We start from the raw sequence: 23,410 nt of genomic DNA on the forward strand, positions 1-23,410 counted from the left end.
GCAGACCGTGGGTTTTCGAGTAGAGCCGGACGCGATCCAGGGGTTCTCCACGCTCGTGGGGCGCGGCGCCGAGGGCGCCACGAAGGCCGTCGAGTACACGAGCAACAACGCGAAGATCGACACGATGGTCGGAGGGCAGCTCTGGGATCTTGTCGCGGGCGATCACGACAGTTACGTGGAAGCCGCCAAGAAGGCCCTGGGCAAGGTGCAGAGCGTCCTCACCGCGTCGCAGAAGGAACTGTCCCAATCCGCCAAGTACTACCGCGAGACGGACACGGACGAAGCCGCGAAGATGGACGCCACCTACCCGGGCTCCAAGGGCGGCGGAGGCGCACCGTCCGGCGGCGGCAGCGGAAGCGACTTCGCCGACGCGCAGGACGCCGCGGCCACCCTGAAGGCACCAGCGGGCGACAGCGACAACCCCCTGGTCAAGTACGCCCAGGGGCACGCCGACGAATACACCATGAACCCGGTGCAGAAGACCCTCGGCACCGTCCTCGACCTGGGCAGCCCCTCCACCGTGGCCGTGGAGGCGGTGAAGCTGCTCTTCGGCATCGACATCTTCGGCGAGATCAACAACTGGGTTCTGGGCGACTGGAACAAGTACAAGGACTGCGCCGAAGTCTGGGGAAACCTCGGCTCGTTCTGCGACTCGGTGGCCGCGAACCTGAAGAAGGGCACCACGAACGTCGGCGTGACCTGGGAGGGCAACGCCTACGACGCCGCGAAGGTCTACTTCGACGAGTTCAGCAAGAAACTCGCCGACTTCAAGGAGAGCTTCGACTCCCTGAAGACCTGCTACGACCAGGCGGCACAGATGGTGTTCCAGCTCGCCGAGGTCCTCAAGGCCGGGGTCGTCTTCCTCGCCGACATGGCGATCATCTGGATGGCCAACATGGCCGCGGCCACGGCCGTCAACGCCATCCCGGTCGGCGGGCAGGTGGCGTCCGCCGCCATGTTCGCCCTGGCCGCCGCGCAGGCCGTCATGATCATCGAGAGGTACGCCGCTCTGGTGAAGGCATTCGACGCGACCATGATGGCCATCACCGGGCTCGGGGCGGTACTGACCACGGCGATCAACGGCTTCTCGTCGGCCGACGGCTTCCCCGAGGCCAGCTCCGCCGGCTACGACAACCGAGTGGTCGCCTGAGATGCCCTACCCCTCCTCAAGCGAAACCATGGAGCTGTTCCTCACCCGCGCCCGGATGATGTCCGCGGCGTCGGTCCCCGTCTACCTGGTCCTCCTGCTCTTTCTCATCCAGGAGGAGGGCTGGCAGTGGAGCTTCCTGGTGCTGTGCGTCCTGCCCCCCGTCGCCGCGGTGGCGGGTTTCGTGGGGAAGCGGGACATCCGGCCGGGGCTGGCGGTGGCGGCGCTGGTCCTGGCGATCGCGCCACTGCCGCTGATCGGCGGGCTCGAGGCGTTGTTCTAGTACCGCGAGGTGTCGTGGGCCCGGTGGTTGAGGGCGTAGCCGCCGGGCCGACCACGCGAAACGCTCGGCTGGGAAACCCCAGCCGAGCGCCTGTGCGGGCGTCAGAAGGCCAGTGCCCAGCCGTTGAGGGTGCCGGTAGACCCCTCCGAGACGTCGTGGACGAGGAGTTTCCAGGTGCCGGCCGCGGGGGAAGCACTGGCGTCGACGAGGTAGACGCGCTGGAGCGTTCCGCCCGCTTCCGTGGCGGAAGCCTGCTTCAGCTGGTGCACGGTTCCGTTCGGGGCGGTCAGCTCGAGCGCCATGTCGCCGAGCCAGTCGTGTGTGGCGTCCACGTACACCCTGAGCTTGCCCGGTGCGCTTCCGGTGATTGAGCCGACGGTGATCGACGAGGTCAGGCCGGCGGCGTCAGGGATGGCGAGGCCCACCTGGTTCTCATAGGAGGGGAAGGTCAGTGCCCAGCCCTTCAGGATTCCGGTGGCGCCCTGGGAGGAGTCCTGGACGCGGAGCCTCCAGGTTCCGGCGGCAGGCGATGCCGAGGCGTCGACCGTGTAGGCGTCCGGGAGCGGGGTGTCCGTCGCGGAAGTGGACTTGAGGGGGTACCACGTGCCGTCCGGGCTCAGCAGATCGATCTTCACGTCGCCGAGCCATTCGTGCGTGAGGTCCACCTCGACCTGCAGTGCTCCGGACGCGTTGCCCGTGAGTCCGTCCACCGCTATGTCCGAGTTGAGGGTTCCCGCGTCCGGGATAGTGACCGAGCCGGTCTTCTCGAACGGTGTCGGGATGACCAGCGACCAGTCCTGGAGGGTGCCGACGGCGCCCGCGGACCTGTCTTCGACCTGGAGGTTCCAGGTACCGGCGGCCGGGGAGCTGCCGGCGTCGACCGTGTAGGTGGTGTTGATGGTTCCGCCGTTCTGCGTCCAGTCCGTCGTCTTGAGCGGGTAGACCTTTCCATCAGGGGCGATCAGGTCGATCTTGACCTCGCCGCGCCATTCATGGGTGAGGTTCACCCGGGCCTGCAGCGCCTTCGGCGCATTGCCGGGGATGTCGGTGACCGTGATCGGCGACCGTACCGTTCCCGGATCCGGAATCGGGACGGCCGTGGCGTTGACGATGCTGGTGGAGCGGGGCTTGGCGTCCGGTTCGGGGGCCGGGGTCGGTTCCGTTCCGCCGAGCGCCTTGCCGATGTCGACGCGCGGCACGCCGGCACCCTCTTCGGGGATGACCCGGCCCGTGGACTTCAGCAGCGCCTCGAGCTCCGTGATGTCCTTGTCGGGATGGGCCTGCCGCAGCACCGCGAAGGCGCCCGCCACGTGCGGCGTCGCCATGGAAGTGCCGCTCTTGGGTTCGAAGGCGCCGCCGAAGACCGCCGAGTCGATGTCGTCACCGGGTGCGAACACATCAAGGAGCGCGCCGTGGTTGGAGAACTCCGACACCTCGTCCTCAACGGTGCTGGAACCGACCGCGATGGCGGACGAGACACACGCGGGAGAGTTGACCGCCTCCGCGTACTTGTTGTTGCCTGCCGCCACCACGGTGGCGACACCGGCGCTGAGCAGGCTGTCGATCGCCGGCTTGCGCGCGTCGTTGTCGCACGCGACCGTGTGCGCTCCACCGCCGAAGCTGAGATTGGCCGCGATGACCGGTGTTCCGGACCGCCGCATCTCCGCCACCTTCTCCAGCGCCGCGATCTGGGCACTGGTGAAGCTCCGTACGCACGGGGTGCCGCCGACGCCGCACCACTTCTCGGAGTCGAACTTGCTGAAGATCTGGACGGCGATCAGGTCGGCGCCGGGGGCGACGCCCGACGCCGGGGCTCCGTCGATGCCGGCACCGTTACCCGCGGCGATACCGGCCACATGGGTCCCGTGCTCGCATGCGTCGATGGTGGCGCACGGCCCGCCTTCGGAGTCGGCCGCTCCGGTGCCATGCTGTTCCGGGGAGCCGTCGGGGCACAGGCTGGAAGCGCCGTAGGCGGCATCCACCGGCGAGAAGCACGACTCGGCGACGACCCGCCCTGCGAAGAAGGGGTGCCGGGTGGCGACACCGGTGTCCAGGACGGCGATCGCGCTGCCCTCTCCGGTCACGCCCTCCTTGATCGCCTGATCGCCACCGATCAGGGGGACGCTGGTGTCGAGCGACGGCGCCACCGGGATGTCCTCGGTCACGCTGACCACACCCGGTTGAGCCGCCAGCTCCGCCAAGCCGCTCCTGTCGACCTTGAGCGTGATGACCGGAACTCGGTTGAACTCCTGCACTGTGTCACCAGCGGTCGCCGCGGCGGCCAGGTCGTCCCGACTCTCGGTGACCACATTGACGCGGACCGTTCCCCCGCCCGAGGTCTCGTCGAACAGCGGCGGGTCGACCGGATCGCCCTCCGCCTGGGCCACCACAGCGGCACTGGGCGACGCGGCATGAGCCGGCACCGCGCCGAGCGCCATGGCGGCCACAGCGACCACCGCGGCTGTCCATATCGGTCTCTTCATTTCACCTCGATAAAAAGCGGGCACGCAAAAGCCCGAGAAGGCGTGTGGGAAAGATCTCTGGTACGTGCCGCGTTCAGGTGGCGTAGTGCGACCTGCGCGAATGAACCACGTACGTGAGAGTCAGAACGACCGCCGCGCCGACTGTCAGCAGGAGGGCGGCAACGAGTTCGGGCACCGGGTGGGGAGCAGAGGGAACGAATCCGCCGACGAATTCCACATGCGGGTATGCGATGGCCATGAGGAGGTTTCGGGGGTCGAACCGGCCCAGAACCGGAACGAGGAAGAAACCGACCAGGAACACCGGCACCACATACAGCGGACGCCTAAGGAGCAGTGCTGCGGCCATGCCGAGGAAGCCGAAGAACAGGCCAGTGGCGATCATCATCGCGAAACTGGGCAGCGAGCCCGTGATCGCGAGATCTTCAGGCACGTCGAGGTTCGTCGTGTCGAAGCGGCCCTTCACTGCCAGATACAGGCCGGTGCTGATCAGCAGTGAGACAGCGAATGCGGCCGTGGTCAGCGCGGTGACCGCGACGGCCAAGGAGCTGATCTGGGAGGCGAACAGCCGCCGAGGGCCCTCGCGTACCGCCCGGAACTTCAATGTCCTGAACTGCGCGTCACGAGTTGCCGCGATCGCCCCATAGGTGAAGAAGAGCAGCGGCGCGATGACGAAGCACATGACCTGAAGGAGGTTCGTGGTGCCCTGGAGGGGGTGGAGGTTGGCAACGGCCTGGGAAGCGTGTTCCCACGTGCCCTTCAGCGGAGCGTCCGTGGGATCGCTGCCGGTGCCGATCGCGCGCTCGAAGGTGTAGCCGCCTTCAGTGTGCAGGTATGCGAACTCGCGTCGCAGACTGTCGATCGCGCTGCGTGCGCTGGAGTACGCGCCGACAGCGAAAACCGAGGCGAACACGGTGAGACTGGCGAACGCGTAGAGGAAGTGCCGCGATGCCCACTGATAACGAAGGTCAGTACGAACGCTTTCCACGAGAGGCGAGATAGAGATCTTCGAGCCGGTCGCCCTCGGCATTGTTGTAGTCAAGGTTGCGCAACCCGTTCTCGAATACGGCGAACACGTCGTCCGCCACACGGTCGTAGAAGTCGAATTGGTGGCCGGCGGTGACCACCACACTGTCCTGCTTGAGTTGCTCGATCGCTTCACGCAGCCATTGCAGGCTGTCGTAATCGAGACCGTTGGCCAGCTCGTCGAGGATGACGTAGGAGGGACGGGCCAGGAGCAGCCCCACGGTGTACAGCTTCTTGCGCTGCCCATAGGACAGCGCACGAGCCGGCTTGTGCGCTGTCGTGCGGTCGAGCACGTCGTCCGCGACCGTGCGGACGTCCTCCCAGGAGACCTGTCGACCGAGCAGCAGGCGCAGATTCTCCAGACCGGAAAGGTGGGGATACAAGGCGCAGTCGTCGAACACCGGAAAGACGCATCCGCGCACCTCCGCCAGCGGACGACCGCCGAACTCCACGGTTCCCGCATGGGACTCAAGGCCGGTCAGGCACTTGAACAGGGTTGTCTTGCCGACCCCGTTCTGCCCCAGGAGATAGGTCACTCTGCCCGGAAGGAAGTCGGCGGACACGTTCTCGAGAACGGTGTGCGCGCCGTAGGACTTGGTGAGGGATCGGACGGTAATCATCGAAGTCATTTCAGTCGGCCAGCCGCAAGGCGGGTGACGGATCGGCTGCGGGCGTTGCGTCACCCGCCTTGCGGTGTCAGGACGTCGTGCCCAGTGCCCCGGCAGGCAACGTTTGCCCGTCAAGGAGCGGCGTCCGGTGCGTGCTCTCGGCGTGCCGGCCGGAAGCCCTCGTACTGGATGTACTTGGGCTTTCGGCCGGTGCGGTGAGTGGGGGTCCCCCCGGCCGAAGGCTGGGGGAGCGTGCCGGGCGTCGCGACGGGGCGAACGTTTCCTGTTGGGGCACTAGCGGCGCCAGCTCCACGCGCCGGACTTGCTGCCCGAGAACCAGTGCGTGAAGTCGTGCTCGTAGACCGTCACAGCGCCCCAGGGCGTGGCGACACCGGCCCCGATAGTGTTCTTCGCCCGGAACTTGTGGGTCCCCGTGGAGGCGTAGTAGCGCGAGATGCCGGAGTTCTTGGCGACGTTCGGGAAGATGTATCCCTTCGACTGCCAGCCCTTCGACGAGGTGATCTTGCTCCCGTTGTGACCGAAGTACACGGTGTCGCGCGTCCACATCAGCGCGCTGCCGCGCTTGTACGACGCGTTCTTGTACCTGGTCGCGTACGAGGGGGCCGCTACGTCGTCCGTCCCGTCCGAAGCATCCGGAATACCGGTTTCCTCGGTGTCGATTCCGGCCGCGGCAGCCTCCTCGGCCGTCATGTCGAAGCCTTCCGCCACCGGCTCGTCGGTCAGCGCCGACAGTTGGTCGGCGGACAGGTCGGCGGGGTCGACCGGCACACCCTCCTCGCTCACCGCGATGGGCTCCTCGTCGGCGATCGCGAGTGCCGCGGGCGACATGACGGCCACGATCACGCCGCAGGACACGGCCATGGTCTTGAAGTGCTTGCGCACCTGGTCTCCATTCAGCTTTCGCGGTCCCCCCGCGACTCCCCTTGAGTCGCAAAAAATGACCGCTCGTTGACGGAGATCCCCTCAGGTCCGCCGCACAGGCAGGCATGACGGAGGGTCAAACTCCCCCGGATCTCCGTCAGTTGGTCACACAATATGCACACTGTGGAGATCTTGAACAGACCTGATCATGCGGCGGATTGGTAACCGCAGGTCAGGGCCCAGCCACCAGGAGTGGCTGGGCCCGATCGGATCAGGTGCGGTAGGCGTAGTACAGGGCGTTCGGGTGCGACGCGATGACGCTCGACACCGACCTGCTGTAGGTGTTGGTGGAGTGATACGTCAGATACGGCACGCCCCGAACGCGGGACGTGACGATCATGGTGTGGTCCTTCGAGCCGTCCTTGTCGAAGTCGAGCTGGAGCACATCGCCGACGTCCATCTGGTAGACGTTTGCGAGGCTGGTCGTGCGCTTCGAATTCTGGGCGAACCAGGACCATTCATTGACGCCGATGAACGAGTGCGACTGGATCTCGGCGTTGCCGAACCACTTGGTGTAGTCGTACACATAGCCCGGGACGTGCTTCCAGCCGCCCGCCTTCAGGGCCTGGCTGACGAAGTTGGTGCAGTCGCCGCCCGCGCCCTGCCCGTTGAAGTTCGGGTAGGCCGGGTTGTAGTTGGACCAGTACTGCTTCGCGTAGGCGGCCATCGCCGCGTAGTCCAAGCCGCTGGCGGTGAAGTTCTTCGGGTTGGCCGGGCCGGGATATGCGGTCGATGCCTTGGGCGCCGAGGGTGTGGTGCTGCCTGCCTTCGCGGCCATGGGCCCGACGGCCGGCTTGGCCGTCTGGTTCACCCCGAGGTATCCCGCGTCGGTCGCGCGGACTCCGGTCAGCCGCCAGTCGCCCTGCCGGTCGGCGCTGAACGTGAGCTCGTGGTGGGCCTGGAACCCGGTGGTCCTCGGCTCGCCGCCGCGGGCCTCGTCGTAGGCAAGGGTCGTGGTCTCGGTGACTGCGGCCTTCGCCTTGCGGCCCTTCACGCTCGTGGCGTCCAGGGTGACGGTCGTGCTGCCCTTGCTGTACGTCTCGCCCAGCTCCGCAAGCCTGTCCCCGCGCTGATCCAGTGCGGCCAGCGCGGCGTCCTCGCTGCGGGCCAGGCCGGACGACAGCCGTACATCCCCGGAGAAGCCCGCGGTCAGCGGCTCCTCCCGGTGCCCCTGCGCGCCCTCGACCAGGGCGTTCGTACGGTCGGTGAAGACCGCGTCCGCCAGCCGCTGGAAGGTGGCCCTGGTCCTGGCGTCCACCGTGGGACCGTCGGCGACCGCGGCGCCCGCGCTCCAGCCGGGCAGCAGCGCCGCTCCGGCGACGACCGAGGTGGCGGCCGCCGCGAGTACGGTGGCGCGGCGCCGCTTACGGCTCAATTTCCTTGACTTCACTGTCAGTTCCCCTCCACGCCCGGCGGACGGAGTGCCGGGCAGCAGCGCATCTTTGCATGACTTGTGTGGCTCTTGTGAAGAGGGGTGCGCCTGTAAAGCAAGGGTGTTAGGTGAACATCACTGCACGACGGTCGACCAGTCCGGCGCCTGGGCCGGGTCCAGGGTGCGCAGCTGCTTCAGGGTCTCCGGCTTCTGCACGTCGAGCCAGTCCGCCAGTTCGCGGAAGGACACACAGCGCACGTCCTTCTTCGTGCACACGTTCTTGACCACCTCGTCGACGGCCCGCATGTAGATCCCGCCGTTCCACTGCTCGAAGTGGTTGCCGACGAACATCGGTGCCCGGCTGCCGTAGTACACGCGGTTGAATCCGTTCATGTACGACTGGACGGTCTCCTGCTGCCACTGGGGGTACATCGCCGGGTCGCCCTCGGTCTCACCGCCGGACTGGTTGTAGAGGAAGTTGAAGTCCATCGACACACCCTGGTAGTCGCCGCCCTCGTACGGGAGCAACTGCAGCGGGAAATCCCAGATGCCGTCCTTCTTGGTGGGCCATATCTGGAAGTCGCCGGCGGAGCTCGCGTCATAGCGCCAGCCGTAGCTCTTGGCAGCCTTGATCAGGTTCTTCTGCCCTTCCAGACAGGGCGCGCGGCCGCCCGTGATCTCGCGCTCGGCGTCGAAGGGCAGGGGAGGCATGTCCTTGTAGCCGGTATTGGTCTTCCAGTTCTGCAGGAACGAGTAGAACTGGTCGATCTCGCTCTTCCACTCGTCGACGCTCCAGTAGCCGCCACCACGGACACCGCAGAAGTGGCCGTTGAAGTGCGAGCCGATCTCGTGCCCCTCCTGCCACGCCTTGCCGAGCTGCTCCAGCGTGGTGCCGACGTGCTCGTCGGTGGGGTAGCTGATGTCGGCGGCGCCCACGTCGTGCTGCGGGGGAGCGTAGAGCTTCGCCTTGTCCTTGGGCAGCAGGTAGATGCCGGTGAGGAAGAACGTCATGTGGGCGTCGTACTTCTCGGCCAGCTCCCGGTAGTGCGCGAAGAGCTGGTCGTCGCCCGCCAGGGCACCGTCCCAGGAGAAGACGACGAACTGGGGCGGTTTCTCACCCGTTTTGAGAGGCTTAGGCTTGAATGTCCCCTTCTGGGGCCCGGTGTGCGACGTCGAGCCGTCGCCGAGCACCTCCGTCTTCCCGTCCCACTCGGGCTCCTCGGGCGGCCTGGAGGGTCCGTCGCCGGCGTCGGAGCCGTCCCGGTCCTCGGCGGACGCGGTCGGCGTGGTGCCGTCCGAGCCGGTCAGGCTCTGGTAGGCCACGGGTATCACCAAGGCGAAGAGCAGGGCCGCCACCATCAGTGCTCCCACGCGGACGGAAACCTCGGGTCGCCCTGCCCGGTGTCGGGACGCGGGGGCTCTGCGGCGGCGGCCGGTTGCCGGCTTCGGCTTCATGTGCGGCTCATTCTGCGAGGGGGTGGCGGTGATGCGGGCCTGCGGGCCGGAGCGCTCGGAGGTCAGCCGAGGGGGCTCATGGCACCGGACCAGATGCCGTAGGGAACGCTGTCGTCGGCAGTGCCGGCGATGCCCTTCAAGGGCAGTGGTTCGAGGCTCTTGGCGAGGTCGATGCGGTAGACGACGACCGCCGTGGAGACGGACTTGTGCGTGCCGACGTACCAGGCGGCGGTGTCCTTCTGCGTCGTCCCGGTCTTCCCGGCCACCTGCGCGGTGGCGGAGGCGTCGTCGGGGTGGGCGGCGCGGAAGGCGTCCGTGAGCGAGGCGGTCACCTCCTCCGCCACGTCGGCGCCGACCGCCCTGCGCGGGTTCGGCAGGTCCAGGGGGACTTTGGTGCCGTTGTGGGTGATCCGGCGCACCGAGTACGGCTCGGTGTGCTTGCCGGCCGCGGCGAACGTGGAGTAGCCGCCGGCCATGCGGATGGCGCTGGGCGTGGAGCTGCCCATCGACAGGGCGGGCACCCGCGCGCCGATGCTGGAGGGCAGCAGGCCCGAGGCCACGGCGGTGGCGCGCACCTTGTCCAGGCCGGTGTCCATGCCGAGCTGCATGAACGGCGTGTTCACCGACAGCGCCATCGCCCGGTGCAGGGAGATCTGCCCGTAGGACCTGTCCCCGTCGTTGCCGGCGGCCACCTTGCGGCCACTGCGGTCCCAGTACGGCCCCTCCGGCGTGGTCACCGGCACGTCGTCGTCGCCGTTGTAAAGGGACTCCCCGGTGACCGGGGTCGCCGCTCCGTCGCGGGTCTTGCGGACACCGTGCTCCAGGCCGGCCGCGTAGACGAACGGTGTGAAGGCCGTACCGGCCGGGACGGTGGTGGCATTGGACTCGTTGTAGCCCTGTTTACGGTGGTCGGGGCCGCCGTAGACGGCGACGATCCGGCCGTCGGCGGCCACGGAGGCCGCGCCGTAGTGCGCGGTCTTCGCGGTCTTCGGGTGGTCCTTCAGCGCTTCCTTGCGCGCCTTGGTGACGGCGTCGGTGAGCTGGTCCTGCCTTTTCTTGTCGAAGGTCGTGTAGATCTGGTAGCCGCCGAGGTCGAATTCCTTGTCGGAGATCTTCGCGGCCTTCTTGGCGTACTGCGAGGCGAGTTCGACCAGGTAGTCGCTCTGCTCACCGGTGTCGTAGAGCGGATTGCGCTTCAGCGGCTCGGGGAACTTCTTGTACGTCGCCCGCTCGGCCTTGGAGAGCTTGCCGATGTCGACCATCCGGTCGAGGGTCCAGGACCAGCGCTCCACGGCCCGGGCCCGGTTGGCGCTGCTCAGGGTCGGGTCGTACAGGCCGGCGCCCTTGAGCAGGGCGGCCAGGAACGCGGCCTCGCCGGCGTCGAGGTCGCTGACGTCCTTGCCGTAGTAGGCCTGGGCGGCGCGCTGGATGCCGTACGTGCCCCGGCCGAACCAGCTGGTGTTGAGGTAGCTCTCGAGGATCTGGTCCTTGCTCATCCGGTTGTCGAGCTTGAGGGCCATCATCGCCTCGGTGAGCTTGCGGCTGAGCGTCTGGTCCTGGTTCAGGTAGACGTTCTTGACGTACTGCTGGGTGATGGTCGAGCCACCCTGGGTGTCACCCTGGCCGAGGGTGCGGAAGAGGGCACGCGTGATGCCCTTGAAGGAGATACCGGGGTCGCTGTAGAAGCTCGCGTTCTCCGCGGCGAGGACCGCCCACCGGACGTCCTCGGGGATGCCCTCGAGCGGCATCGCCTGCCGCTGCACCCAGCCGGTACGGGACATGGGCGTCCCGTCGGCCCAGAAGTACACGTTGTCCTGCTGGGTGGCGTACGAGTTGAGGTTGTCCGGTATGTCGGTGGCCGCGTAGGCGACGGTGAGGAAGAGGGCGCTGAGGCTCACTCCGGCGAGCGAGGCGCCGAGCCACTGCCGCCAGGAGGGCAGCCATCGGCGCAGGCCGGTGCGTCCGGGGCGGGGGTACTGCGGCCTCATACGGCGGACGTAGGGCGTGAGGCGAGCGACCAGCGCGGCGAGGACGCTCAGCAGGGGCGCCAGGTGGAGAGCGGCGGTCAGGCGGGAAGGGAGGGACGGCCGGGGGGCCTTGCGAGGGTTCCGATTTCTGCGGCGATTCGGTTGATCGACTGCGTCGTGGTCGCGTATTCGGTTCGATGAGTCCACCTGCTGCGGCACCCGAAGTTGAACGGTCTCGTCCGCCTTGAATGAGCTTGGCACCGCCAACTGCATGGTGACGTCCCGCTCTTGAGGCTCCTCCCCCTGCCCCATCAGCACCACAGCGCCCCCCTTCCCCTTTAGCCGTCTACAATTTACCAGTCGCCTTCACATCCCCTCCACACATGAAGGCCTATATAGCAGGCCATAGTTTCCTATATGGGACATATCGGCGACGTCGTGTCAATCACACACGTTCGCGGCGGCCGAATCGATAGCCGGAATCCATCCCCCGACGGGCCTCCGCAGCCACCCCTCCTCCGCGGCGAGCTGAGCCGCGGCCCGTCGAAGTGCGTCGAATCCGGGATGCACCAGCCCCTTTCGCCACACCAAACTGACGAGCGAGAGGGGAACAGGGTCCACAAGGGGCCGTACCACCGTCGAAGGCATGGCCGGAAAATCCACCACGGCGAGGATCGGGTTACGCATCTTGGCCATGATCCGCTGGAACTCCTCGTCACCCACCGCAAGCGGAGCGGGCGCGGCGACCTGGATACCGCGCCCCTCGAACAGCCGGCGGGCAAGATCGGTCCACTCCGGTGTCCGTGGATTTCCGGCGCCCGCGTACACGGTCTCGCCCGCAAGCGCTTCGAGTGGCACTGCCTCATTTCCGGCCAACCGGTGGTCCTCGGGCAGAACGACCGCCATCGGCTCGTACCGCACCGGCTGGTGGTCGAGCTGGGCCCGCAGCGCCGGGTCCAGCCCCGCGTACCGCCCGAACGACGCGTCCAGCCGCCCCGCGATCAGCTCCCCCGCCGCGCCGGTCAGCCCGCTCTCGAAGCGGGCCATCAGCTCCTGCTCGGGGGCGAGTTCCCGCGCCCGGTGCAGCACCCGGCGGCCGGTGACGAGACCCGGCGAGTTCAGGTCCACCAGCAATGGCCTTGCCTGCCCGAACGCTGACAGCAGCGCCTCCTGTGCCACCAGCACCCGGCGCGCGTACGGCACCAGCCGCTCACCGTCGGCCGTCAGCGTCACCTGGCGCGTGGTCCGTACGAACAGTTCGGCGCCCAACTCCCGTTCCAGGCGCCGTACATCACGGCTGAGCGCCTGCTGGGCGACGTAGAGCCGGGCCGCGGCGCGCGTGAAGTGCAGCTCCTCGGCGACGGTGAGGAAAGCGCGCAGTAAGCGGGGGTCGAGGTGAGCGGGCATGACGGGAACTTACAACGCAGGTGCGTGAATCGGCCCGCAGAAGGTGTTGGACCCCTTGATCGCATACGGGCGACGGTTGCTCCATGCCCAGCCGCTACCGCCGTTCCATGTCCAGCCCCTACCGCCACCTCTTCACCCTCCCCGGCACCCGAGCCTTCACGATCGGGAACATCGTCGCCCGGCTTCCCATGGGCATGTTCAGCGTGAGCGCGATCCTGATGATCGCCGGTTCGCGTGGCTCGTACGCCCTCGCCGGCGCCGTCACCGCCACCGGCCTCGCGGCGACCGCCGTGACCGCCCCCTGGATCGCCCGGCTCGTCGACCGGCACGGGCAGGCCCGGGTCGCCGTACCCGCCACCACCCTCGCCGCGCTGGGGAGCCTCGCGCTGCTGCTGTGCGTGCGCCACGAGGCCCCGGACTGGACCCTGTTCGCCGCGTACGCCGCGACCGCCACCACCCCCAACCTCGGCGGCATGTCCCGCGCCCGCTGGGCCCACCTCCTCAAAGACGACACCACCGCCCTGCACACCGCGAACTCCTTCGAACAGGCCGCGGACGAGCTGTGCTTCATGCTGGGCCCGGTCCTCGCGGCCTTCCTCTGCGGCACGTTCTTCCCGGAGGCGGGCACGCTGACCGGCGCCGTCCTCCTGCTCACCGGCATGCTGCTGTTCACCGCCCAACGCGCCACCGAGCCGCCGGTACAGCGGCGGAAACCGGCGAAAGCACCCCTCCGCACCCCCGGCATGCCCCCGCTCCTCGTCGCGTGTCTCGCCCTGGGCGCGGTCTTCGGCTCGATGGAGGTCGTGACGCTCGCGTTCGCGGACGCACAGGGCCACAAGTCGGCGGCGGGCGCGATCCTCGGTCTGCAGGCAGCCGGTTCCTGCGCGGCCGGCCTGCTGTACGGCGCGACGAAGCCGACCGGACCGGCGGAGCGCCGTTACCCGTACTGCATAGCCGCCATGACCGCCCTCATGACCCTCCCCCTGCTCGCCGCGGCCCTCACCGGCTCGCTCCTCGTCCTGGCCGGCGCCCTGCTCGTCGCCGGTATGGCCACGGCTCCGACCATGGTCACCAACATGACCCTGATCCAGCGGCACACCCCGGACGGCCGCCTCAACGAGGGCATGACGCTCGCGGTGACCGCACTGCTCGGCGGTATCGCGTGCGGCAGCGCGCTGGGCGGCTGGACGACGGAACACCTCTCGGCGACGGCCGGCTTCTGGATACCCGTGGCCGCCGCGGCGGCGGCGCTGGTGATCGCGCTCGCCAGAGCACTTCCCGGAACACTCCGCCGAACCAATTCGCGTCCAGCCCATTGACGCCCTCACAGCCCCCACATACCTTCGCCCGTCGAAGCGCTTCGACGTCCTGCATCGAATCGATTCGACGAACGCGACCCATCCAGATCCATCCGGCTCCGACTTCCCTGGAGGCACGGGCATGTTGACGGCACGAAGGCGTGTGGTGGCGACGGCGGTGATACTCGCCGGGTCACTGCTCCTGACCTCTTGCGGAGACTCCGACAGTGGGTCCTCAGGAGACGGCAAGACGCTCAAGCTCTGGCACTACGAGGCCCCGAACAGCGCGATGGGACTGGCCTGGAACGAGGCGATCAAGGAGTTCAAGGCCAAGCATCCGGGCGTGAAGGTGGAGTTCGAGGAGAAGGGCTTCGAGCAGATCCAGAAGACCGCCCCGATGGTCCTCAACTCCTCCGACGCCCCCGACGTCATGGAGTACAACAAGGGCAACGCGACCGCGGGCCTGCTGTCCAAGCAGGGTCTGCTCACCGACCTGTCCGCGGAGGCCACCAAGCGCGGCTGGGACAAGAAGCTCAGCGCGAGCGTCCGCACCACCAGCGTGTACGACGCGAACGGCGTGATGGGCTCCGGCAAGTGGTTCGGCGTGCCCAACTACGCCGAGTACACGATGGTCTTCTACAACAAGGACCTCTTCGCCAAGTACAAGATCCCCGAGCCGAAGACGTTCGCCGAACTGACCGCCGCGATGGACACGTTCGTCAAGAACAAGGTGACCCCGCTCGCCAACGGCGGCGCCGAGTACATCGCCCACCAGTACCTGTACCAGCTGGCCCTGTCGAAGGCCGACCGCGCCTGGGTGGACTCGTACGAGCTGTACAAGGGCAAGACCGACTTCCACGACGCGGCCTGGACGTATGCCGCCGAGACCTTCGCCGACTGGGTGAAGAAGGGCTACATCGGCAAGACGTCCAGCAATGTGAAGGCCGAGGAGACCGGGGTCTCCTTCATCCAGGGCAAGGCGCCGATCCTGTTCTCCGGCAGCTGGTGGTACGGCCGTTTCGTGGACGAGGCGAAGTTCGACTGGGGCACCTTCCTGTGGCCCGACTCCAACCTCACGCTCGGCTCCGGCGGCAACCTGTGGGTGGTCCCCAAGGGCGCCAAGAACAAGGAACTCGCCTACGACTTCATCGACATCACCATGTCGGAGAAGATCCAGAACCTGCTCGGCAACAAGGGCGGCGTCCCGGTCGCGGCCGACGCGAGCGCCATCACCGACCCGAAGTCCAAGTCCCTCATCGACAACTTCAACACCCTCTCCGAGCGCGACGGCCTGGCCTTCTACCCCGACTGGCCGGTCCCCGGCTTCTACGACGTCCTCGTCTCCGAGACCCAGAAGCTGATCACCGGCAGCGAGCAGCCGGACGGCTATCTCGACGCCCTCCAGGAGGCGTACGACAAGGGCGTGCCGCAGCAATGACGGTGACCGTCGAGCGGCGGGTGACCGGCAAACAGACCCACGCCGGTCACCCGCGCCGCCCCCGTGACTCGTACGCCCTCTTCCTGCTGCCCGGTGTCCTCGCCTTCCTGACCGTGATCATCGTCCCGTTCCTGATGAACACGGGCGTGAGCTTCACCGACTGGCAGGGCGTGGGGTCCCCTCAGTGGTCCGGGCTCGCCAACTACCGGGAGCTGCTGGACGATTCCGAGTTCTGGGCGTCGTTCCGGCACAGCCTGTTCATGGTCGTCGCCATGGCGGCCGTACCGACGGCGGTCGGACTGGTGCTGGCCGCCGCGCTGTTCGACTACGTCGGCAAGCACTTCGGATCGAAGACGGTCGCCGTCCTGCGCGCCTGCTTCTACCTGCCGCAGGTGCTGCCGATCGCGGTCGCGGGCATCGTCTGGAGCTGGATCCTCGCCCCGGACAGCGGCTCCCTCAACGAAGTGCTCAAGGCGATCGGCCTGTCGAGCTGGCAGCAGGACTGGCTCGGCGATCCCGACATCGCGCTCTACAGCGTGATGGGCGTGATGGTCTGGGTGCAGCTCGGCTTCCCGCTGGTCATCTTCATGGCGGGCCTCCAGCGCGTCGATCCGCAGCTGTACGAGGCGGCCGAGCTGGACGGCGCCGGCTGGTGGCGCCGGTTCTGGCACATCACGCTGCCGCAGATCCGCCCGGAGATATACGTCGTCCTGACGTGGTGCACGATCGCCGCGCTCAAGGTCTTCGGCGCGGTGTACGTCCTGACGAAGGGCGGGCCGGGTGGCGCCACCAACGTCCCGTCCTACTTCTCCTTCACCACGTTCTTCGAGAAGACGCAGGTCGGGTATGGCGCCGCGATCTCGACGGTGCTGACGGTGATGATCCTGCTGCTGTCGCTGATCGGCCTGAAGCTCCAGACCCGCGCGGAGGAAAGGGAGGGATCATGACCAGCGCCCTGCGTCGCTACCCGGTGCTGATCGCCCTGTGCATCGCCGCCCTCTTCATGATCGTGCCGTTTCTCATCGTCACGCTCAACGCGTTCAAGTCACCCGCCGAATACTCCCAGAACGGCCCGCTGAGCCTCCCCGACGGCCTCTACCTGGACGGTCTGAAGGACTTCTGGGAACGCGTCGACTACACCCAGAAGCTCGTCAACTCCTTGCTCATCAGCGGCGGGGTGGCGGTCTTCGCGGTGATCCTGTCGATCCTCAACGCGTACGCGATCGGTATCGGCCGCATCAAGGGCCGCACCTGGGTGCTGGCCTTCTTCGTCCTCGCGAACATGCTGCCGCAGGAGGCGCTGGTCTACCCGATCTACTACCTGAGCAAGGAGGCGGGGCTCTACGACACCCGGCTCAGCGTGATCATCGTGTTCACGGTGATCCAGGCGGCGTTCGGCACCTATCTCCTCTCCTCCGTCCTCGGCCAGTTCCCCCGCGAGATCATCGAGGCCGCCCGGATCGACGGCGCGAACAAGTGGCAGATCCTGTGGCGGATCGTCGTCCCCGTCAGCCGCCCCACCATCGGCGTGCTGCTGGTGTTCTTCTTCATCTGGACCTGGAACGAGTTCCTGCTCCCCCTGGTCATGCTGATCTCCAACGACAACCAGACGGTGTCGGTGGCGCTCGGCGTCCTCCAGGGCCAGCGTCTGATGGACGCCACCATGACCAACGCGGCCGCCCTCCTCGGCGTGCTCCCCGCCCTCGTCTTCTTCCTCGTCTTCCAGCGAACGCTCACCCGCGGCATCGCCGTGGGAGCCGTGAAGTAAGGGACCCCCACGTGAAGTTCACCGACGGCTACTGGCTGCTCCGCGAAGGAGTCACCGCGGCCCACCCGGTCGAGGTGCTCGACGTCACCGCGACGGACGGCGCACTGGAGATCCACGCGCCGACCAAGCCCATCCGGCACCGCGGCGACCTGCTGAAGGGACCGGTCGTGACGATCAGCGCCCATACGCCGATGCCCGACGTCATCGGCCTCACCTTCACCCACTTCGAGGGCGAGCAGCCGCGCGGCCCTCAGTTCGACCTCGCGAAGGAGGAGACCGCCGCCCACACGGAGTACGACGAGGAGAACGCGACCCTCACCTCCGGCGCGCTGTCGGTCCGGGTGTCCCGCACCGGCCCCTGGCACGTCGACTTCCTCGCCCACGGCCGCACCCTCACCTCCAGCGGCCCCAAGGGCATGGGCATCATGCGGGACGGGGAAGGCTCGCACTACCTGCGGGAACAGCTGAACCTCAAGGTCGGCACCTCCGTCTACGGCCTCGGCGAACGCTTCGGCCCGCTCGTCAAGAACGGCCAGGTCGTCGACATCTGGAACGCCGACGGCGGCACGGCCACCGAACAGGCCTACAAGAACGCCCCGTTCTATCTGACGGACGCCGGCTACGGCGTCTTCGTCGACCACCCGGGCAAGGTCTCCTTCGAGGTGGGCTCGGAGACCGTGTCGAGGGTCCAGTTCAGCGCGGAGACGCAGCAGTTGACGTACTACGTCATCTACGGCCCCTCCCCCAAGGACATCCTCCGCAAGTACACGGCCCTCACCGGCCGCCCGGCGCTCCCGCCCGCCTGGTCGTTCGGGCTGTGGCTGTCGACGTCCTTCACGACGTCGTACGACGAGGAGACGGTGACGTCGTTCATCGAGGGCATGCGGGAGCGCGAACTCCCGCTGTCCGTCTTCCACTTCGACTGCTTCTGGATGCGCGAATTCAACTGGTGCGACTTCCAGTGGGATCCGCGGGTCTTCCCTGATCCGCAGGGCATGCTGTCCCGGCTGCACGCGCGGGGCCTGCGCGTCAGCGTCTGGATCAACCCGTACATCGCCCAGCGCTCCCCGCTGTTCGCGGAGGGCAAGGCGCTGGGGCATCTGCTGAAGCGGCCGGACGGCAGCGTGTGGCAGTGGGACCTGTGGCAGCCGGGCATGGCCCTGGTCGACTTCACCTCCCCCGCCGCCCGCGACTGGTACGCGGCCAAGCTGGAGGCGCTGCTCGCGCAGGGCGTGGACTGCTTCAAGACGGACTTCGGCGAGCGGGTACCGGTGGACGTGGCCTGGTCCGACGGCTCCGACCCGGAGCGGATGCACAACTACTACACGTACCTCTACAACCGCACGGTCTTCGACGTCCTGCGCAAGCACCGCGGTGAGGAGGAGGCGGTCGTCTTCGCCCGGTCGGCGACGGCGGGCAGCCAGAAGTTCCCCGTGCACTGGGGCGGCGACTGCGAGGCGACGTACGAGTCGATGGCCGAGTCACTGCGCGGCGGGCTCTCGCTGGGGCTCTCGGGCTTCGGGTTCTGGAGCCATGACATCGGCGGCTTCGAGGGCACGCCGACGCCGTCGCTGTTCAAGCGGTGGCTGGCGTTCGGGCTGCTGTCGTCGCACAGCCGACTGCACGGCAGCTCGTCCTACCGGGTGCCGTGGCTGTTCGACGAGGAGTCGGTGGACGTGCTGCGGCACTTCACCCGGCTGAAGCTCAGCCTGATGCCGTATCTGTACGAGGCCGCCCGCACCGCCCAGGCCGAGGGGACGCCGGTCATGCGGGCCATGGTGCTGGAGTTCCCGGACGATCCCGGGTGCGCGCATCTGGAGCGGCAGTACATGCTCGGGCCGGATCTGCTGGTGGCGCCGGTCTTCGACGACGAGGGACAGGTGACCTACTACTGTCCCGAGGGCACCTGGACCCACTTCGTCAGCGGGCAGACGGTCACCGGCCCGCGCTGGGTGCGCGAGAAGCACGGCTTCATGAGCGTGCCGCTGCTGGTCAGGCCGGGTTCGGTGATCCCGGTCGGCGCGGTGGCCGACCGGCCCGACTACGACCACGCCGACGGGGTGACGCTGCGGGCCTACGGGCTGGAGCGGGGCGCCCAGGTGACGGTGCGGGTCGGGGAGGTGTCCTTCACCGTCGTACGCGAAGGGGACACGCTGCGGGCGTCGTGCAGTGATCCTTCGGCGCCGTGGGCGCTGGCCGCGGGCGAGCGGGTGGTGCGGGCGCCGGCCGGGACCGGCTTCCTGACGGTGGAGCTGGGCTGATGGTGAAGATCACTGACGTGGCCCGGCACGCCGGCGTCTCCCCCAGCACCGTCTCCTACGCGCTCAGCGGCAAGCGCCCGATCTCCGAGGAGACCCGGCAGCGCGTCGAGGCCTCCATCCGCGAACTGGGCTACCGCCCGCACGCGGGCGCCCGGGCGCTGGCCAGCAGCCGCTCCAACGTGCTGGCACTGGTGGTGCCTTTACGGGCCGGCATCCACGTCCCGGTCGTCATGCAGTTCGCGGTGTCGGTTGTGACGACGGCACGGCGGTACGACCATGACGTGCTGCTGCTGACGCAGGAGGAGGGCGAGGAGGGGCTGCGTCGGGTCGCCGACACGGCGCTCGTCGACGCGCTCGTGGTCATGGACGTCCAGCTCGACGATCCCCGGCTGCCGCTGCTGCGCTCACTGGACCGGCCGTCGGTGATGATCGGGTTCCCTGCCTCCTCGGAGGGCCTGACCTGCATCGACCTCGACTTCAAGGCCGCCGGCGAAGCATGCGTGGAACATCTGGCGCGGCTCGGCCACCGAGTGGTGGCGCTGATCGGGTCGCCGCCGGAGGTCTACGTCCGCCAGACCGCGTTCGCCCAGCGCGTGGTCCAGGGCTTCACCGCCGCCGCCGACCGGGGCCGGCTCTCCTCCTCCGTCCACCCGTGCGAGGCCACGCCCGCAGCCGCCCGCGCGGTCGCCGAGCAACTGCTGCGCGAGCAGCCCGCGTTGACCGGGGTCGTCGTGCACAACGAGGCGATCCTGGAGCCGCTGATCGACGCCTTCGGCCGGCTCGGTCTGCGCGTCCCCGCCGATCTGTCCGTCACCGCCATCTGCCCCGACGAACTCGCCGACTCCCTCCGCATCCCGGTCACCTCGGTCGCCCTGCCCTCCGCCGAGGTGGGCGCACAGGCCGTGGAGCTGCTGATGAACAAGCTCGGCGGCAAGACGGTGCCCGAGGCCACGCTACTGCCGCCCCGGATGACGGAACGCGCGAGCACGGCGCCGCGCAACACGCCCTGACCCCCGTATGTGCAAGGCCCTATGTGAAGGAGCCGTGGCATGAGAGGCAAGACAAGACGCAGATCCACGCTCGTGGTGGCGCTGGCCCTGGTCGCAGGGCTCGGCGCCACCGTCCCCGCCCACGCCGAAGACCCGGCCCACCCCTTCCGCAACCCCGCGCTCCCCGTCGAGAAGCGCGTCGACGACCTGCTCGGCAGACTCACCCTGGCGGAGAAGATCTCCCTCCTCCACCAGTACCAGCCCGCCATCCCCCGCCTCGGCATCCAGTCCTTCCGCACCGGCGCCGAGGCCCTGCACGGCGTCGCCTGGCTCGGCGAGACCACCGTCTTCCCGCAGGCCATCGGACTGGCCTCGACCTGGGACCCGGCCCTGATGGAACAGGTCGGCTCGGCGGTCGGCGACGAGGCCCGCGGCTTCCAGCAGGAACGCCCGGCCGGCTGGGGCCTCAACCTCTGGGCCCCCGTGGTCAACCTCCTCCGCGACCCGCGCTGGGGCCGCAACGAGGAGGGCTACAGCGAGGACCCCGAGCTGACGGGCGCCCTGTCGACGGCGTACGGCACGGGTCTGACGGGCGGCGACCCCGACCACCTCAAGACGGCTCCGACGATCAAGCACTACCTCGCGAACAACAACGAATGGAACCGCACCACCACCTCCTCCGACCTGCGCCCGCGCGTCGCGAAGGAGTACGACGAGGCCGCCTTCAAACCGGCGATAGAGGCGAACGCGGCGACGGGCGTGATGTCCTCGTACAACCTGGTCAACGGCCGCCCGGCCACGGTGAATCCGGACCTGAACGACGTCGTACGGAAGTGGACCTCGTACGACCTCCTGAACGTCACCGACGCCTTCGCGCCCGGCAACATCCCCGGCTCCCAGCAGTACTACCCGACCCTCGCGGAGGGCGACGCGGCGACGCTCAAGGCCGGCAACGACAGCTTCACGGACAACGACACGAACTCGGGCGTGACGATCGCGGCGATCAACTCGGCCTTGGAGCAGGGCCTGTTGGAGGAGTCGGACGTCGACGAGGCCGCGTCCCACATCCTGTCCGTGCGGGTCCGGCTCGGCGAGTTCGACCCGGGCGGCGGCAAGTACGGCTCGATCGACAAGTCGGTGATCAACAGCCCGGCCCACCAGAAGCTGGCGCGCAAGGCGGCGACCGAGGGCGCGGTGCTGCTGAAGAACGACGCGGCTCTGCCCCTGAAGAAGTCCGAGAAGGACGTCGCCGTCGTCGGCCCGCTCGCCGACACCCTCTACACCGACTGGTATTCCGGCACCCTCCCCTACGCGGTCACGCCTGCCGACGGCATCGCCGCGAAGCTGTCCACCGAGGTGGCCGGCAGCGAGGGCGTCGACCGGATCGCGCTGAAGAACGCGGCGACGGGGAAGTACATCACCGCGGGCACGGACGCGGACGGCGAGGCGCTGAAGGAGACCGAAGCCTCGGGTACGGCCGGACAGTTCGACGTCTTCGACTGGGGCGGCGGCGTGGTGACCCTGCGCTCCGCGGCCAACGGCAAGTACGTCGGCTACAACTGGTCGAACTTCGTCAACGACCAGACGCAGCCGAACGGTTGGTACGTGCAGCAGCAGTTCAAGCTGGAGGAGCAGACCGACGGCACGTACCTGCTCCGCTACGCCGGCTACGAGACCGAGGAGTCCTGGTGGACCAACCCGGTCTACCTCGGCCCGATCGGCGATGACGGCACACTCGGCCTGGTGGCGAAGGACGCCGCCGCGCACTACACCAAGGACGTCGTCCGCAGCGGCGTCGACGAGGCCGTGGCCGCGGTGAAGGGCAAGGACACGGCGGTGGTGGTGGTCGGCTCCAACCCGTCGATCAACGGCCGCGAGGCCCACGACCGCACCGACATGGGTCTCGCCCCGGCTCAGGAAGCCCTGGTCAGGGCCGTTCACAAGGCCAACCCGAACACCGTCGTGGTCGTCGAGAACAGCTACCCGACCACCCTCGGCGCCCTCCAGAAGGAGGTCCCGGCCGTGCTGTGGACGTCCCACGCGGGCCAGGAGACGGGCAACGCGCTGGCCGACCTCCTGTACGGCGACGCGAACCCGTCGGGCCGCCTCACCCAGACCTGGTACCGCTCCGAGGCGGACCTCCCGTCGATCCTCGACTACGACATCATCAAGTCCAACCGCACCTACCAGTACTTCAAGGGCCGGGCCCTCTACCCCTTCGGCCACGGCCTCTCCTACACGAACTTCCGCTACGGCGCCCTGAAGAAGACCGACGGCGGCTACGCCCTGACCGTCACCAACACCGGCCGCCGCGCCGGCGACGAGGTCGTCCAGCTCTACGTCCACCAGCGCGTCTCCCGCGACAAGCAGCCGCTGAAGCAGCTGAAGGCGTTCCAGCGGGTGTCGCTGAAGCCCGGCGAGACCAAGACGGTCAAGCTGAAGGTGACCCCCAAGGACCTCGCGCACTGGGACGTCACCCGCTCCAAGTGGGTGGTGGAGAAGGGCACGTACGACGTCCTGGCCGGCGCCTCCTCCGCGGACATCCGCGCCCGTACGACATGGCAGGTGTCCGGCGAGACCATCCCGGCGCGTGATCTGTCCCGTACGACCCGCGCCGAGAACTTCGACGACTACGACGGCACGCGTCTCGTCGACGAGTCGAAGGCGCGCGGCACGGCGGTAGGCACGGCGGCCGACCGGGCGTGGCTGAAGTTCGGGGACGCCCAACTGCGGTCGGGCGCAACCAAGTTCACCGCACGCGTGGCGGGCCCGGCAGGCACGGTCGAGATCAGGCTGGGCTCCCCGACCGGCCGACTCGTCGGTACGGCGGTGACGGACGGGACGCCTTCGCCGTACGACTACGAGACGGTGACCGCCGATCTCGCGCGCGCGGCGAAGGGCCGTACGGACGTGTATCTCGTGCTGAAGGGAGCGGGCCTGCGCCTGGCGACGTTCAGTCTGCGCTGACG

General features: G+C 68.1%; 17 protein-coding genes. 9 read left to right on the forward strand and 8 right to left on the reverse strand.

The window, feature by feature from the left end; all coding sequences use genetic code 11:
• Nucleotides 1-7 precede the first annotated feature (7 nt).
• A complete protein-coding gene (locus tag KCH48_RS33255; protein ID WP_210580056.1) occupies nt 8-1,150 on the forward strand; it encodes a type VII secretion target in 1,143 nt (380 codons plus the stop codon).
• Between the two features lie 28 nt (nt 1,151-1,178).
• Nucleotides 1,179-1,430, forward strand: a complete 252-nt coding sequence (locus KCH48_RS33260; RefSeq protein WP_246886250.1) for a hypothetical protein — start codon at nt 1,179-1,181, stop codon at nt 1,428-1,430.
• Nucleotides 1,431-1,531: 101 nt separating this feature from the next.
• On the opposite strand, the gene KCH48_RS33265 is transcribed toward KCH48_RS33260, so the two are convergent.
• The 8 genes from KCH48_RS33265 to KCH48_RS33300 all read right to left on the reverse strand — a co-directional run bounded on the left by KCH48_RS33265 (nt 1,532) and on the right by KCH48_RS33300 (nt 12,687).
• Complete coding sequence (locus tag KCH48_RS33265) at nt 1,532-3,913, reverse strand: proprotein convertase P-domain-containing protein (RefSeq protein ID WP_210580080.1); 2,382 nt, start codon at nt 3,911-3,913, stop codon at nt 1,532-1,534.
• A 73-nt stretch (nt 3,914-3,986) separates the two neighbouring features.
• Nucleotides 3,987-4,898, reverse strand: coding sequence for a hypothetical protein (locus KCH48_RS33270; RefSeq protein ID WP_210580082.1), 912 nt, complete (start codon nt 4,896-4,898; stop codon nt 3,987-3,989).
• Nucleotides 4,879-5,556 carry an ABC transporter ATP-binding protein gene (locus tag KCH48_RS33275; protein ID WP_210580084.1) on the reverse strand — a complete coding sequence of 226 codons (678 nt, stop codon included), beginning with the start codon at nt 5,554-5,556 and terminating at the stop codon, nt 4,879-4,881. Before KCH48_RS33275 ends, KCH48_RS33270 begins: the two co-directional genes overlap by 20 nt.
• Nucleotides 5,557-5,838: 282 nt before the next feature.
• Nucleotides 5,839-6,447 (reverse strand): hypothetical protein, encoded by a 609-nt coding sequence (locus tag KCH48_RS33280; protein WP_210580086.1) that lies wholly within the window; start codon nt 6,445-6,447, stop codon nt 5,839-5,841.
• Nucleotides 6,448-6,697: 250 nt separating this feature from the next.
• Complete coding sequence (locus KCH48_RS33285) at nt 6,698-7,861, reverse strand: amidase domain-containing protein (protein WP_246886251.1); 1,164 nt, start codon at nt 7,859-7,861, stop codon at nt 6,698-6,700.
• Between the two features lie 132 nt (nt 7,862-7,993).
• Nucleotides 7,994-9,313: a hypothetical protein gene (locus tag KCH48_RS33290; RefSeq protein WP_210580091.1), complete on the reverse strand. Its 1,320-nt coding sequence runs from the start codon at nt 9,311-9,313 to the stop codon at nt 7,994-7,996.
• Nucleotides 9,314-9,375: 62 nt separating this feature from the next.
• Nucleotides 9,376-11,553 (reverse strand): transglycosylase domain-containing protein, encoded by a 2,178-nt coding sequence (locus KCH48_RS33295; protein ID WP_210580240.1) that lies wholly within the window; start codon nt 11,551-11,553, stop codon nt 9,376-9,378.
• Nucleotides 11,554-11,721: 168 nt separating this feature from the next.
• Nucleotides 11,722-12,687 (reverse strand): LysR family transcriptional regulator, encoded by a 966-nt coding sequence (locus KCH48_RS33300; protein WP_210580093.1) that lies wholly within the window; start codon nt 12,685-12,687, stop codon nt 11,722-11,724.
• 83 nt (nt 12,688-12,770) lie between these two features.
• On the opposite strand from KCH48_RS33300, the gene KCH48_RS33305 reads away from it, so the two are divergent.
• From KCH48_RS33305 to KCH48_RS33335, 7 genes are all read left to right on the forward strand, one after another.
• Nucleotides 12,771-14,006 (forward strand): MFS transporter, encoded by a 1,236-nt coding sequence (locus KCH48_RS33305; RefSeq protein WP_210580095.1) that lies wholly within the window; start codon nt 12,771-12,773, stop codon nt 14,004-14,006.
• A gap of 121 nt (nt 14,007-14,127) precedes the next feature.
• A complete protein-coding gene (locus tag KCH48_RS33310) occupies nt 14,128-15,423 on the forward strand; it encodes an ABC transporter substrate-binding protein (protein WP_210580097.1) in 1,296 nt (431 codons plus the stop codon).
• On the forward strand, nt 15,420-16,370 hold the full coding sequence (locus KCH48_RS33315) for a carbohydrate ABC transporter permease (RefSeq protein WP_210580099.1): 951 nt from the start codon (nt 15,420-15,422) through the stop codon (nt 16,368-16,370). The genes KCH48_RS33310 and KCH48_RS33315 overlap by 4 nt, the downstream gene beginning before the upstream one ends.
• The gene (locus KCH48_RS33320) at nt 16,367-17,191 is read left to right on the forward strand and encodes a carbohydrate ABC transporter permease (protein WP_210580101.1); all 825 of its coding nucleotides are present in this window, start codon (nt 16,367-16,369) and stop codon (nt 17,189-17,191) included. Before KCH48_RS33315 ends, KCH48_RS33320 begins: the two co-directional genes overlap by 4 nt.
• Nucleotides 17,192-17,202: 11 nt before the next feature.
• A complete protein-coding gene (yicI, locus tag KCH48_RS33325; protein WP_210580103.1) occupies nt 17,203-19,452 on the forward strand; it encodes an alpha-xylosidase in 2,250 nt (749 codons plus the stop codon).
• A complete protein-coding gene (locus tag KCH48_RS33330; RefSeq protein ID WP_210580105.1) occupies nt 19,452-20,462 on the forward strand; it encodes a LacI family DNA-binding transcriptional regulator in 1,011 nt (336 codons plus the stop codon). The genes yicI and KCH48_RS33330 overlap by 1 nt, the downstream gene beginning before the upstream one ends.
• Nucleotides 20,463-20,501: 39 nt before the next feature.
• Complete coding sequence (locus KCH48_RS33335) at nt 20,502-23,408, forward strand: glycoside hydrolase family 3 protein (protein WP_210580107.1); 2,907 nt, start codon at nt 20,502-20,504, stop codon at nt 23,406-23,408.
• Nucleotides 23,409-23,410: the final 2 nt, after the last annotated feature.

Origin of the sequence: Streptomyces sp. GESEQ-4, from assembly GCF_017948455.1 — a bacterium.
Taxonomy (GTDB): domain Bacteria; phylum Actinomycetota; class Actinomycetes; order Streptomycetales; family Streptomycetaceae; genus Streptomyces.